The 14,549-nt window shown below is 72.4% G+C and carries 4 protein-coding genes and 1 pseudogene; 3 read left to right on the top strand and 2 right to left on the bottom strand.

Features of this window, described 5'->3' with window-relative positions:
* Positions 1 to 143: 143 nt before the first annotated feature.
* A complete protein-coding gene (locus tag ABZ564_RS19805) occupies positions 144 to 3,890 on the bottom strand; it encodes a S8 family peptidase (protein ID WP_360857818.1) in 3,747 nt (1,248 codons plus the stop codon).
* A gap of 207 nt (positions 3,891 to 4,097) precedes the next feature.
* Between ABZ564_RS19805 and ABZ564_RS19810 the strand changes: the two genes are divergently transcribed.
* Positions 4,098 to 4,967, top strand: coding sequence for a helix-turn-helix transcriptional regulator (locus tag ABZ564_RS19810; protein WP_360857821.1), 870 nt, complete (start codon positions 4,098 to 4,100; stop codon positions 4,965 to 4,967).
* Positions 4,968 to 5,021: 54 nt separating this feature from the next.
* Here the strand turns inward: ABZ564_RS19810 and ABZ564_RS19815 are convergent, their stop codons facing one another.
* Positions 5,022 to 9,137: a S8 family serine peptidase gene (locus tag ABZ564_RS19815; RefSeq protein ID WP_360857824.1), complete on the bottom strand. Its 4,116-nt coding sequence runs from the start codon at positions 9,135 to 9,137 to the stop codon at positions 5,022 to 5,024.
* A 335-nt stretch (positions 9,138 to 9,472) separates the two neighbouring features.
* Between ABZ564_RS19815 and ABZ564_RS19820 the strand changes: the two genes are divergently transcribed.
* Positions 9,473 to 13,765 (top strand): S8 family serine peptidase, encoded by a 4,293-nt coding sequence (locus tag ABZ564_RS19820; protein ID WP_360857827.1) that lies wholly within the window; start codon positions 9,473 to 9,475, stop codon positions 13,763 to 13,765.
* A 493-nt stretch (positions 13,766 to 14,258) separates the two neighbouring features.
* Positions 14,259 to 14,549: pseudogene (locus tag ABZ564_RS19825) on the top strand (hypothetical protein); the annotation flags it as partial.

Consider the following 14,549-nt stretch of genomic DNA (forward strand, 5'->3'; position numbering starts at 1 on the left):
GTCCGTCACCGCCCCGGGACGGGCCGGTGGGTCCCGGACCCGCCACCGCCCCCGCGACGTGCGCAAACCGTACGAGCGGGGAGGCGGGGCGCCGGCCTCCTGTGCCGGAGACCACACCCGCCCCGCCACCCCGCCGCAGGGGATCAGCGCACCTCGTACGCCCTGATCATGGTCTGGCTCACCCGGGCGCCTTCCTTGTCCGTGAGCGTGACCCGCAGGTGCACGAACGTGCCGGCGGGGGCGTCACCCGGAAGCAGCGCCCGCCACCCGTCACGGGAGTGCGTGGCGGAGGCGTCGTGCCAGTCGGTGACCGGGTCGACGGTGGTCTCGGTGCCGTACGCGTACTCCAGGCGCACCTTCTCCAGCGTGGCCGGCAGGACGGCGTCGTCGGTGACGGCGCTCAGGCCGATCGTGGTCGGCTCCCCCACCGGCCGGGAGTTGCGCAGGTCGGACGGTACGTCGAGCACCGGGACCAGCAGGTGCTGCGCGCCCTGGACCGACGCGTCGGTGGTGAAGGCCCACTCGGTGGCGTAGGCGAGACCCGTGCGGTCGAGCACACCGGCACGGCGCTGCCACCGCTGCCGGAACGTCACTTCGGCCTTCTCGCGGGGCAGGTCGTAGGTGCCGGAGACCGGGTTCTGCGGCTCGCCGTCGACCAGCAGCTGCCGGGTGCCGTAGTCGAGCGGCCCGAGGGTGGAGTCGTGCCCGCCCGCGTCACCGAACGGGGCGACGGCGAAGCCCAGGCGGTTGCTCTCCCGGGTCATCAGCGGCTGGGCGTAGGTGTTGCGGACGGGGCCGTAGGGCGACTTGTACCACTGGGACGTCGTACGGCCCTTGTCCATCTCACGCGGTCCGTCGTAGGCGGTGTTGTACGGCCCCAGGTCCCGGCGCATCAGGGTGGTCCACGTCAGCCCGTCGCTCCCGGACGGGGTGAAGTACTCGGTGCGCTGCTGCGGCGCGTGCAGGGGCAGGGTGGTGCCGCCGGCCCAGACCGCGGGGATGCCGGACGCGCCGACCTTGACGTCCGACCAGTACGTCGCGTCGTCGGTGCCCTGCACGTGGTAGCGGGCGTCGGTCTCCGCGAGGTCGCGGTCACGGACGCGCTGGGTGCCGGTGCGGATCGAGCCGTGCGAGGCGTAGGCCAGGTTGTAGACGTACGGGCTGCGGTCGGTCGCGGTACCGGACCAGGACAGGCTGACGTCGCCCTCCTCCAGCGCGGCCCTGATCGCCCGCGAGTCGGCCGCGGTGATCGTGGCCTGCGGGACGCCCTCCTGGCCGGTCAGCTGGAACCGGCCCTCGTTGTCCGGGGACGCCGCCAGCACACCTGCGGCGCCCGCCTTCTTGGCGGCCGCGGCCCAGATGAAGGCGTTGCCGCCGCCGGTGCCCGCGTCGACGAGCGCGATGCGGCCCGTCAGGTCGTGGGCGGCGAAGTTCGCCTCGATGCCCTTGCCGATGTACGTGACCGGCGCGGAGCCCTTGCCGTCGAACTCGGTCCCCTTCTGCACCGGGAGCGAGTCGAGGACCCGGCCGCCGGTGATCGTGAGTGCGGCGCGCGGCGCGGTCTGCCGGGTGGAGGCGAGGAAGGTCAGCCGGTCGTCGCCGTGCACGGTCTCGGCGTAGATCCCCTTGACGTAGGACGGCACGGAGGTGAAGTAACCGGCCCGGAGGCGACGCGAGTCGTCGATGCCGAGGGCGAGGCCGATGGCGAAGCCGGCGCTCTGGCTGGGGCGTTCGGTGTCCCAGGAGACGCGCTGCGCGTCCCGGGCGTCGAGCGTGACCTCGGTGTCGCCGGAGACGGTCAGCTTCTCGCGGTAGAGCTGGCTGACGGACTCGACGCTGCCGATGTCGCCCGGCTCGTCGCGCGTCATGATCAGACCGCTCAGCGAGTAGGTGCCGATCGGCACCCGGATCGTGGTGCTGCCCGCGTCGGGGTAGCCGATGGTGTAGCGCATCGCCGTGTCGCGGTGGTCGTCGAACAGCTGGAAGGCGGACGGCGAGGACGCCGGGTCGCCGTGCCGGTCCAGACCCTTGACGGTCAGGTCGGCGGACGGGACCTCCATGTGCACGCCGAACGGGACGGTGACGCGGACGCCGTGCGCCCCGGTGGCAACGAGGCGGCCGGTGACGGTGCCGTACGCCCCGGCGGAGAGCCGGGCGCCGGGGTCGATGCGGACCGGCACGTCGGCGGTTCCCCCGGCCGGGACGGTGACCGTGGTGCGGCCGGCGCGCGCGAAGCCGGAGACGCGGCTGCCGTCGTCGCCCCGGACGTCCTCGACGCGCAGGCTCAGGCGCACGTCCTTGGCGGTCACGTTCGTCAGGGTGACCGTCTTGTCCACCGGGTCGAGGTCGCGCTGCGGGTACGCGAAGTCACCCAGGCGCGGCACGGGCGGGGCGGTGACCGGCTGGGACACCGCGCGGGCGACGTCCATCGGGCCCGCGCCCTGTTCCAGGACGGGCGCGTCCGTGGCCTTGGCGGACGAGGTCAGCAGGGCCTTGACACCGGCCGGGGTCAGCTCCGGGTGCTGCTGGAGCAGCAGCGCGGCGCCGCCCGCGACGTGCGGGGTCGCCATGGAGGTGCCGGACATCTCCTGGTACGCCTGGTCGCCGCGCCCGCCGGAGTTGGCGGCGACCACGCCGACGCCCTGGGAGGCGATGTCCGGCTTGGCGCTCACACCGTCGACGGAGGGGCCTCGGCTGGAGAACGACGCGGTGGCGTTCTCGCGGTCGACCGCGCCGACGGTCAGGGCACTGGGCGCGCAGCCGGGCGTGGAAACAGAGCCGTGCACCGAGGCGTTGCCGGCGGCTATGACGAACAGGGCCTTGTCGCTGAGGCGTTCCACCGCTTCGACACCGGGTCCGGCGCAGGCGGTGTCGCCGTCGGAGCCGAGCGACATGGAGACGACCCGGGCGCCCTGGTCGACCGCCCATTCCATGCCGTTGACGATGCCGCTGAGACTGCCGGAGCCGTCGTCCCCGAGGACCTTGCCGATGAGCAGGTCCGCCTCGGGGGCCATGCCCGCGTAGGCGCCGCGGGACTCGGCGCCGGTGCCGGCGACGGTGGACGCGGTGTGGGTGCCGTGGCCCGTGCGGTCGTCGGTGGCCGGGGTGCCGACGAAGGTCTTGCTCGCGGCGACGCGTCCGGCGAGGTCGGGGTGGTCGGCGTCGACACCGCTGTCCAGGACGGCGACCTTGACGCCGGAGCCGTCGAGCCCGGCCCGGTGCGCGGTCGTGGCGCCGGTGAGGGGGACGGTCGGGGTGCCGAGGTCGCTGACGGCCGTGCCCTTGACCTTGGCGTCGAGCCAGATCTTGCTGACGCCGCCGGCGGCCCGGGCGGTCCGCGCGGTGCCGGGGGCGAGCTTCTGCCAGGCGTCGGCGGCGGACTCCTTGCTGATGGCGAGGCCGGCGCCGCCGATGGACTCCAGGGTGGCGGTGGTCCGGGTGCCGGGGACGGCGGCGCCGCGCAGGCTCCGGCCGCCGGCGTACTCGACGACGACGGGCAGGGTGTCGGTGTGGGCGTCGTCGTATCCGTCGGCGACGAGCCGGCCGATGTCGAAGAGCGAGGCGTCGACGAGGCCGGCGTCCACCAGGCGCTCGACGCCCTGCGGGAACACGTAGGTCCGCCTGCCGTCCTGCCAGGTGGCCGCGGCGTGTCCGGTGCCGTCGCCGTCCCGGAGGCCCGCCGTCAGGACGCGGCCGGCGCCGTCCACGCGGGCCTCGACCACGTCACCGGTGATCAGGGTGACGGTCACCGCCCGGCCGCCGTCAGCGGTGCTGAGCGGTTGGGTGCCGTCCGCCGGGGTGCCGGCGGAGGCGGCGGGGGCCACCGCCGCGAGCAGGGCGGCGGCGGCGAGTCCGGCGGCGGTCCGCTGCCATGGCCTCGTAGGTCTCATCGATGGTCTCCAGAAAAGAAGGTGTCCGGTTGCCTCGGAGGGAGGCGCCCGGTGCCCAGCAGCGTGGCCAACTCCGCAGGCCGATGGGGATTTTCGGGCTGGCGAGTGACTGCCATGGCGTAATCCCGTCAGGCGGCGGACACCCGGCGTTCGCTCCGCACGGGGGGTCCGTTGTCCGGCCGGTCCGCAGGTGGCGACACTTGTGCCATGTCGTCCCATCCGGAAGTGCCACCGTTCCCGCCGCCGGCCGAACCGCTCGCAGGCCCGCCCTCCGCCTCCGTCCGCTCCTCCCTGGCCCGGCTCCAGGAGGACCTGCGCAGGGCGGACGACTCGCTGGCGCGGCTGCTGGGGGCGTGGCGGCCCGACGGCCGGGAGGAGCCGGGGCAGTTCATCGAGTTCTGGGAGGGCCGGGAGGCTCAGGCCCGCCGTCTGTACGAGCTGGAGTACGGGGCCCAAAAGTCCCTGATGGGGTTCCAGTCGGGGGCCAACACGGTCGCTCCCGTGCCGTCCACCCTGGCCGCCCCGGAGGGGGGCGAGGGGGTGGCGGGTCCCGTTCCTCCGGAGGGCGAGGCGGCGGCGGAGGCCGGCGACGAACCCCCGCTGCGCAAGGACGGCAATCCCCTGGCCGCGTACCGGGTCGTCGTGGACCGGGCCTTCCTCACCGAGCCGGCGGCGCTGCGCGCGCTCGACGAACGGCTGGCGGCCGGTCATCAGGTGCGGATCGTGGACCAGCCCCTGATCAAGCTCCTCATAGCGGACAACGAGACCGCGATGGTGCAGCTGGAGGCGGGCCGGTCGATGGTGCTCGGGCCGCCCGTCGTCCGGTTGGCGGTCGAGCTGTTCGAGTCGGTCTGGCGGCGTTCACGTCCCTATCTGCGGGAGGACGGCGACCTGGACCCCACCGACCGCAGGCTGCTCCAGCTGATGCTGTCCGGGCTGACGGACGCGGCGACGGCCCACCAGCTCGGCACGTCGCCCCGTACGGTCCAGCGCCGGCTCCGCGCCCTGATGGACACGGCCGGCGTCTCCTCGCGGGTCCAGCTCGGCTGGTACGCGATGCGCAACAACTGGGTGTGAGGAACCCGTCGTCCCGGGGCACCGGCGTGTGCGGCGCCCCGGGACGACGAGTCGTCACATCCGTTCGGTGTAGTACTCCAGCGTCTTGCCGTGCAGCCGCTTCACCGGGTCGGTGACGCGGTCGGACATGGTGTTGTGCTGGAAGTAGTTGGTCGCCACCCAGGTCAGGTCCTTGCCGTCGACCGTGCCGTCGTGGTTGATGTCGGCGGCCCGGTTCGCGGTGCCCCGGGCGTCGTACACGGCGGCGGCGTCGCGTACGTCGATGACGTCGTCCCCGTTCACGTCACCGGCGACCAGGGACGCCACCGAGGTGGCGCTGGTCCCGGCCACGGCCCCGTAGCCGCGCAGGCCGAGGTCGATGTCCTCGGTCCAGGTGAAGTGGCCCGGCACCCGGACCTCCAGGCGGTAGGGCTTCTCGGCGGGCTTCAGGCCGCCGGCCGAGACCCGGGCGGCCGCGTCGGCCGTCAGGGGGTGCCGGGTGCCGTCCGGGGCGGTCAGCTCGGTGCTGATGCCGTCCAGGCTGTAGTCGCGCTTGGCGTCGTAGGCGTAGTCCCTGGTCAGCAGCGCCTCGGCGGCGGGCCGGGCGTTGAAGGAGGACTGCTCGTTCAGCAACCGGACCCCGCCGTAGAACTGGATGTTCAGCGGCACCTTGGTGCCCGCGGTGTCCATGGCGCTGGTGGTGCCCGTGGAGAATCCCGCGGACGCCGCCCAGTGCTCCCCCGTCACCTCGTACGTCACCTTGAGCAGCGGCATCGAGTCGGCGGTGAGTCCCTTCGGGTCCGAGACGTCGAAGGAGACGGTGCTGTACGACGACGAGCCGGCGGAGACCGCGGTGGTCCTGATCGCGGACGGGCCGTGGGCGGCCAGCTCGGCGGTCGGCTCGATGCCGGTGATCCGGATGTTGCGGTCGTCGTAGCGGATCTGGGAGGTGAAGGACTTCCAGTTCTTCAGGTCGTGCGCCGTGAGGGTGTACGTGACCCGGTCACCGGCGCGCGCGACCGCCTTGTCGGCGTCGGCCACGACGTACGGGATGCCGTCCTTCATCAGGTTCACCACACGCACGCCCCCGATGTTTCCGGCGGCGTCCGTGGGCCACAGCTTGACGAAGGTGGTCGGCGGTCCGGCGGAGATCGGAATCCGGAGGTCGACCTTGCCGTCGGCGTCGGCGTTGACGTGGCCGGTCGGCGCGTTCGGGCTGTACGTGGAGTAGTACAGCGCGTTGTCGTCCTGGCCGATGTCGAGCCCCGCGTCGTGGATCGCGTCGGCCTCGGCGTCGCGCAGCCGGCCGGAAATGGCGAAGGACGTGGCGTCGGCCGGGCGTTCGACGACGACGGGGTGAGAGGTGTCCCAGGCGCCGTACGTGTCGTCGTAGGCCGGGGCGTGGGAGTCGACGTAGATGTCACGCAGCACCGAGTCGGTGGCGCCGAAACCGTCGGTGCCCACGATCCGCAGCTTGTAGTGACCCTCGTCGATCCAGCGGCCCCGGGGCTCGAACGGGGTGGCCTCGCGCCCGGTCAGCGGGTGGTACCAGCCGCCGACCGTCGCCGGGCCGTACAGGACGCCCTCGGTGAGACCGGTCGTGTTGATCCCGCCGATGTAGCCGAGGTCCTTGCCGTCCGCGTCGGCGAGGAACACGTCGACGCTCCGCAGCTGCCCGGCCATGCGCAGGTTGAAGTTGGCGGCCCCGCCGCCCACGGACCCGGCGTCGGAGAACTGGTTGGTCGAGATGACCGGCTTCGTCATGTCGATCTCCGCGAAGCCGGACTCGGCGACCCGCAGCCCGAACGGAACCCGGAGCGTGTGGAGTCCCTCGCCCTGTACGGGGGTCAGGGTGACGAAGCCCTCGTAGTAGCCCGCCGGCGCGTCGGCCGGCACCTGCAGGGTGGTGCGGACGGGCGTGCTGCCGTGCGGCTTGGTGGTGGCGTACGCGTCGGTGCTCAGGGTGATGCCCGCGGCGCGCGCGTCACCGGAGGCCCCGTTGCCCCGGGTGAACTCGGCGGCGACCTCGTAACGTGCCTTGGTGCCGCTGTCGTTGACCAGGTTCAGCCGCTTCTCGGTGCGGACGGACCGGCCGACCGGGAGCACACCGAGGTCGAGGGCACCGGTGCGGTGGTCCAGCTCGGACCGGGTGCCGTCGAGGGCGACGTACGGGGTCTTCGCGGGCACCTGGACCGACGTCTCGGTGTGCACGGCGGCGTACGGGTCGATCGCGCCGGCGCCCGCGTCGAAGACGCTCACCTCGCCCGGCATCGGGCGGGCGGTGTTCATCAGGGACATCTTGATGTCGTCCGGGGTGAGCCGGGGGTTGTGCTGGAGCAGCAGAGCGGCGGCCCCGGCCACGTACGGCGAGGCCATGGAGGTGCCGCTGAGCCGGGCGTACGCGAAGGAGTAGTCCCCCGTCTCCGGGGCGACGGTGTCGGCCGGAACGGACGAGAGCACGCTGACGCCGGGTGCGGTGATCTCCGGCTTGATGGCGCCGGTGCCGTAGACCGGGCCCCGGGAGCTGAAGTCCGCGAGGTCCCCGTCGCCCAGCACGAACGTGCCCGCCGCGGCGAACGTGAGGCGGGCGGTGCCGTCCGCGGTCCCGGCCGTCAGCGCGGCGCCCTCGGCCGCGGTGAGCGAGAAGGCCGGCACATAGGACGGGCTCTCGCCGATGTAGTTCGGGATGTGCCCCTCGGCGGCGTTGTCGTTGACGAGGAGGACGGCGACGGCGCCCATGGACGCGGCGCGGCGCACCTTCTCGTCCAGGGTGATCCCGCCGCGCTTGACCAGGACGGCCTTGCCCTTGACGTCCTTGCCGTTGTAGCCGGCGGCCGTACCGGTGGAGACGTCGACGACCGGGCGGCTGCCCGAGGTCAGGTTGTCGAGCGCGGTGCCGAACGGCCGGGCGAGCAGCCGCCCGGTGACCGTGGTGGAGCCCGCGCCGATGCGGTACTCCGGCAGCGTCATCGGCTCGTCGTGCGCGCCCACGGTGAGCGGCAGGGCGGCGGCGCCCGGGGTACCGAGGGTGTTGGTCTTCGGGCCGCTGTTGCCGGCGGCGATGACCGTGGTGATGCCGGCGAGCACGAGGTTGTCGGCGGCTATCGCCTGGGGGCTGAGCGGGTCGTTGACGGACGCGCCGAGCGACATGTTGACGACGTCCATGCCGTCGTCCGCGGCCCGGTCCATCGCGGCCATGATGTCGCTCGTGCGGCCGCCGCCGTACGGGCCCAGCGCCCGGTACGCGTACACGGAGGCACCGGGCGCGACGCCGTGGGCCGCGCGCTCCTCCGACTCCGCGCCCCGGCCGGCGACGATCCCGGCGACGTGCGTGCCGTGCTCGGTGTAGTACGTCGAGCCCTGGTTGTGCTCGGCGCGGCCGGACGCCTTCCAGTCGGCGTAGGTCGTCTCCATCGGGTCGGCGTCGTCGTCGACGAAGTCGTAGCCGCCCTTGTAGGCGTCCTTGAGGTCGGGGTGGTGATAGTCGATGCCGGTGTCGATGATGCCGACCTTGACGCCCTCGCCGGTGAGGCCCTCGGCGTGCAGGCGGGCCACTCCGTCGTCGCCGTCCCCGGCGGTGCCGGTGGACCCGCCGTCGGAGGCCGGGGCGGGGCGGTCGAGCGCCTTGACCGTGGTGTCCGGCCAGACGGCGGTGACCTCGTCGTTGTCCAGGAGTTCGGCGACACGGTTGCCGGGGAGCGTGAGGCTCATGCCGTCGAAGCTGTGGGTGTAGGTGCGCTCCGGCTTCGGGACCGCCGTCTTCTTCCCGGCCTTCTGCCCCGCCTCGCCGGCGGGCTGCGCGAACATGCCGTTCAGCGCGGTGCGGAACTTCTCGTGCGCCTTCGTCACCGCGTCGCGGGCCGCGGCCTCGCTGACCGTACGCCCCTCGGCCGCGGCGAGCAGACGCGCGGTCCTGGCGGGCGGGGTCTTCAGCTGGACGATCACGTCGACCGGCTCGCTGCTGCGCAGCGCGGCCTTGTCGGTGAGGTGCAGGCCGCCCATGTCCAGGCCGGCCATGCGGTGCAGGGCCTGGAGCTCCTGGTCGTCGAGGGAGGCGAGCAGGGCAGCGGCGTTCGGCGCGCCGGCCGGGGAGGGGGCGGCGAGGGCGACGGGGGCGGTGGCCGCCAGGGTGGCGATCACGGTCGCCGCCGCGGCCAGGGCCAGGTGTCTGCGCCCTGGGGGGTGCGTCATGGTTCGTGGCTCCGCTCTGGGCAGGGTCGGGCGGTGTCCCCCGCCTCGTGAGCGGGAGACGGACATCACATGATCGTCAACGCGTGGGCCGCGGATTGAGAAGGGGAACCACTGGCGAGATCCCGCCTGTCGTCAAGTCGCCATCGAAGTCCGGCGAGTTCGCTTCTGGCGACAACCCGCCGTGTCACACATCCGCCACCCGTATGAGCTGCACGACCCCGGCGCGACTCGGTAGACCCGTGCCCACGACCTCTCCGCCGCCGCCCCGGCAGCGGCGGGAGCTCACCGACGTGGTCCCGGTTCCGCCGAGGCCCCCGCCATGCGAAAGGGCACTCATGTCCCGCCCCACCACCCCGCGCCGCAGACGCCGGTTCACCGCCGCCGTCCTCGCCGCCGGCCTGACCGGCTCGTTGCTGAGCCTGTCGGCGCTTCCCGCCCAAGCCGCCGATGTGCCCGACCCCTTGGGCGCGGCCGTGCCCGACGCACCCAAGAAGGCCCTGGCCTCGCAGCGCGACAAGCTGGGCTCGCACGACCGCACGCTGCTGCAGAAGGCCGAGAGCAAGAAGGCCAAGACGGTCACCGTCCTGCTGGCCACCGGCGAGGGCGACACCGAGGCCCTGCGCAAGAAGGTCGCGGACCTCGGCGGCCGGGTCGCCAGGGCCGACGACAAGCTCGGGTACGTGCGCGCCACCGTGCCCACCGGCAAGGTCGACGCGCTCGCGGCGCTGGCCTCGGTCCGGGCGGTGGACCTGAACGAGACCTTCAAGATCCCCGCCCCGTCCCCGGTCACCACCGAGGACAAGAAGGCCAACGGGGACAAGAGCGCCGGGGACGGGAGCCCCACCACCCCGGAGGCGCCCGGCCGCACCACCCCGGCGGACAACCCGTATCTGCCCGTGGCCGAGACCGGCGCGACCGGCTTCACCGCCGACCACCGCACCTGGGACGGCCGGGGCGTGACCGTCGGCATCCTGGACACGGGCGTCGACCTGTCCCATCCCGCGCTGCGCACCACCACGACCGGCGAGCCGAAGATCAAGGACTGGGTGACCGCGACCGACCCGGTCACCGACGCCGACCCGACGTGGCTGGAGATGCGGCTGAAGGTCACCGCGAAGAACGGCACCTTCCGCTACGGCGGGGTGGACTACAAGGCCGCCGACGGCGACTACGAGTTCCAGCTCTTCTCCGAGGCCGACACCTGGGGCGGCGAACTGGGCGGCGACGTCAACCGGGACGGCGACTACAAGGACAAGTTCGGTGTCCTGTACCGCAAGGCGGACCACCGGGTGTGGGTCGACGCCGATCTCGACCAGGCGTTCGGCGACGCCGATGTGATCGAGCCGTACGCGAAGTCCGGCACCTGGGGCACGTTCGGCAAGGACGACCCGGCCACGGCCGTCGCCGAGTCGATGCCGTTCACGGTCGAGTACCGGGACGACGTGGACCTGTCGGCGCGGGGCGGCACGAGCACCGGCAAGAAGGCCGACTTCGTCAACATCGGCATCGTCTCCGGCGCGCACGGCAGCCACGTCGCCGGCATCACCGCGGGCCACGGGCTGTTCGGCGGGAAGATGGACGGCGCCGCCCCCGGCGCCCGCGTCGTCTCCGAGCGGGTCTGCCTCTTCGCCGCCGGCTGCACCTCGTACGCCCTCGCCGAAGGCATGATCGACGTCGTCGCGGACAAGGGCGCCGACGTCGTCAACCTCTCCATCGGCGGGCTGCCCGCGCTCAACGACGGCAGCAACGTCCGCGGACTCCTCTACAACCGGCTGATCGACGAGTACGGCGTGCAGATCGTCTCGTCGGCCGGCAACGACGGTCCGGGCATGAACACCGTGTCCGACCCGGCGGTCGCCGAAAAGGTCATCGCGGTGGGCGCCTCGGTCAGCAAGGACACCTGGTGGGCCGATTACGGCTCGCAGGTGAAGGACCGCCAGTCGCTGTTCCCGTTCTCCGCGCGCGGTCCGCGCGAGGACGGCGGGATGAAGCCGGAGATCGTCGCCCCGGGCGCCGCCGTCTCCTCCATCCCGACCTGGATGCCCGGCGAGGGCGTGCCCCAGGCGGGTTACGAACTGCCCCCGGGCTACGGCATGTTCAACGGTACGTCGATGGCCTCGCCGCAGGCCGCCGGCGCCGTCGCCGTCCTGCTCTCCGCCGCGTCCGCCTCGCACGTCGAGGTGTCGCCCGCCGCGATGCGCACCGCGCTGACCAGCTCGGCGACGTACCTGCCCGGACAGCCGGCCTACGCCCAGGGCGCCGGTCTGCTCTCCGTGCCGGCGGCGTGGAAGCTGCTCGCCAAGGGGACCGAGCCGACCGCCTACTCCGTCGAGGCGCCGGTGTGCGGTGCCCTCGCGGGGATGCTGGCCACCCCCAAGTCCGGCACCGGCGTGTACAACCGCTGCTCCCCGGGCGACGGCGGGCAGGTGCTCCACCGCCCGAAGAACTACACGGTGGAGCTGACCCGCACCGGCTCCGGCAGCCGTGAGGCCCGCCTCTCCTGGCTCGGCAACGACGGCACGTTCAGCGCCCCGCGCACGGTGAAGCTGGACGAGGGCAAGGCCACCGCCGTCACCGTCCGCGCGCAGGCGACGTCCACCGGCGCGCACTCGGCTCTGCTGCGCGTCGACGACCCGGCCACGCCCGGCGTCGACCGGCTCGTCCCGGTCACCGTCGTGGCCGCCGCCGACCCGGCGAAGCCGTCGTACGCTGTGGCCGGCTCCGGCACGGTGGACCGCAACGCCACCCGTTCCGTCTTCGTCTCCGTGCCCAAGGGCGCGGCGGCGCTGAAGGTGGACCTGTCCGGCGTCACCCGCGACAGCCAGACGCGCTTCTTGGCCATCGACCCGCAGGGCATGCCGGTCGAGGACACCGCCGCGAGCCGCTGCTACGCGAACTTCTCGGACGAGGCCGCCTGTGCCTCCGGCTCGCGCACGTACGAGCAGCCCATGCCGGGCGTCTGGGAGTTCGAGGTGGAGGCGCGCCGCACCTCGCCCGTGCTCGCCAACCCGTACCGGCTGACCGCGACCGTGCAGGGCGTCACGCTGGACCCGGCGTCCTCGGTGGTCGACGAGGCGTCGCTGCACGCGGCGACCGAGAAGTCCTTCACGGCCGTCAACCGGTTCGCGCCGGTGACCGCGCACGCGGTGGGCGGCTCCCTGGGCGCGCTGTCCGAGGCGCACCCGACCGTCTCCCACCAGGACATGACCGGCAAGCAGGTCACGGTGCCGAGGGACGCGACGCGCCTGGAGGTGTCGCTGGGCAACGCCTCCGACCCGGACGCCGACCTGGACCTGTACCTGCTGACCCAGTCGGGGGCGCTCGTCGCCTCCTCCGTCAACGGCGGCTCCCGCGAGTCGATCGTGCTGGACAAGCCCAGGCCCGGCTACTACCTGCTCTACATCGCGGGTACGGACGTGCCCTCGGGCAGCACCTCGTTCGACGTCCAGGACACGATGTTCTCCACGTCGCTCGGCTCGGTGACCATGGACCAGGACAAGCCGGTGCGCCTCACCACCGGCGAGTCGACGAAGGTCAGCGGCCGTCTGGTCGTGGACACCGTGCCGCCGGCGGGCCGCCGCCTGGTGGGCCGGTTCTCGCTGGCGAGCGACACCGGCACCTCGCTGGGCAGCGCCGACGTGCTGCTCGGCAAGGTCGTCACCCCGCACGCGGAGATCACGTCCTCGTTCGGCCCGGCGATCGCCTTCGGCGTGGACGACACCGGCCGGGTGGCCGGCTCCAAGCAGGTCTCCGGCCGCGGCCGTCCGATGCGCTGGGACGCGGAGAACGGCATCACGCTGCTCGCCAACGCCGAGGCCCGTGACGGCCACGTCCTCGGCCAGAGCCCGTCCAAGGGGTACGCCACCGGTCAGCTGACGCTTCCCGACGGCGGCACCCGGCCCAGTTTCTGGGACGCGGACGGCAAGCTCACCGTCCTGCCGCTGCCCACCTGGGAGAACTACCGCTTCGCGCGAGGCTTCGCCGTCAACGACTCCGGTACGGTCGTCGGCAACGCCACGGGCAACGTCACCGACCCGGCCACCGGCCGCAGCCTCGAAGTGAACGAGGGCTTCGTCTGGAGCGCGGCGGACGGCTTCCGCAAGCTGCCGCACCTCACCGACCGGCGCAACCTGACCGAGCCGATGGCCGTCAACAACGCCGGCACGGTGGTCGGCCACTCGTCGAAGGACGGGCAGCGCCGCGCCGTCAAGTGGGACGCAGACGGCACGATCACGGACCTGGGCACGCTGCCGGGCATGGCGGACAGCTTCGCCCATGGCCTCAACGCCTCCGGCACCATCGTCGGCACCAGCGGTGACGACGCGTTCGTCATCAGGCCCGGCGGCACGATGACCCGGCTGCCCGACTTCGGCTTCGACGCGAAGGCGCTGCAGGTGAACGACGCGGGCTGGATCGTGGGCACGGCGCAGACCACGCCGGACACGGACACCGCGGTCGTCTGGGATCCCGAGGGCCGCATGTACGAGCTGTCGGCGATGACCGGCTCCTCGCGCTTCGTCCCGCTGGAGGGCATCGGCATCAACAACCGGAACGAGGTGGCGTTCTACGCCATGGACGTCCAGGACGGCGGCTTGACGAAGGTGGTCCTGGCGAAGCTCCCGAGCTGACCCGGTCGCACCACGGCGCCCCGCGGTCCACCGCGGGTTCCATCGATCCCCGCACCACCCTGGAGTTCAGGGTGGTGCGGGGATCGTGGGTTTCGAGGGGTCGAGGGCGAGGTTCTCCGAGGCGCTGCACCGGGAGGACGGCAGCCTCACCACTGCTGATCGGACAGCCGGCGTGAACCGCGATACGGCGTTCGGACGCCGCGGTCCCCGCCGCCCGGCGTGCCCACGACGACGTGCCCCGCCGGCCCGGACACCACTCGGCCGGCGTCACCTCAGACACACCAAGATCATCTCGCTTCTGACCATCGGTTACGGGAGAGGGCTCAGCGGCGTCGTAGCAGACCTGAGGGCCGAATGGTTAGGGTGAGTGCCGTCGCGGACGAGCAGACTTGGGAACTTGAGGCGGAGCTTGCGAGTGGGAAACACAGACCGTCTGCCCCTGCCTCTGAGGGCTGATGCCGACCGATGGATGACGGTCAGACCTCTTCGGAGGGTGCTTGGCGTCGTACACAACATCACATCGGCCACCCGACTCATCGATCTGCTCGCCGCCTTTTCCGGCGACGAACGGATTCACGTCATTTTCACCTGCACGGAGTCGTCCGCCCTCGACGGCAGCACAGCAGAATTCCTGAACTCCCGAGGCACGCTCACCATCCCATGGAAAACGGCGATTTCTCAGAAGTTCGACCTGGCCCTCGCCACCAACCGAGGCGGCGATCTCCATGAACTCCCCTTTCCGCTCATTGGAACACCGCATGGCGCGGGATACAATAAACGCTTG

The organism is Streptomyces sp. NPDC019224 (assembly GCF_040632605.1).
Lineage (GTDB): Bacteria > Actinomycetota > Actinomycetes > Streptomycetales > Streptomycetaceae > Streptomyces.

Excerpts from the sequence above, each read along its gene's own strand:
- ABZ564_RS19805 (WP_360857818.1), bottom strand. The coding sequence starts at position 3,890 with ATGAGACCTACGAGGCCATGGCAGCGGACCGCCGCCGGACTCGCCGCC.
- ABZ564_RS19810 (WP_360857821.1), top strand. The coding sequence starts at position 4,098 with ATGTCGTCCCATCCGGAAGTGCCACCGTTCCCGCCGCCGGCCGAACCG.
- ABZ564_RS19815 (WP_360857824.1), bottom strand. The coding sequence starts at position 9,137 with ATGACGCACCCCCCAGGGCGCAGACACCTGGCCCTGGCCGCGGCGGCG.
- ABZ564_RS19820 (WP_360857827.1), top strand. The coding sequence starts at position 9,473 with ATGTCCCGCCCCACCACCCCGCGCCGCAGACGCCGGTTCACCGCCGCC.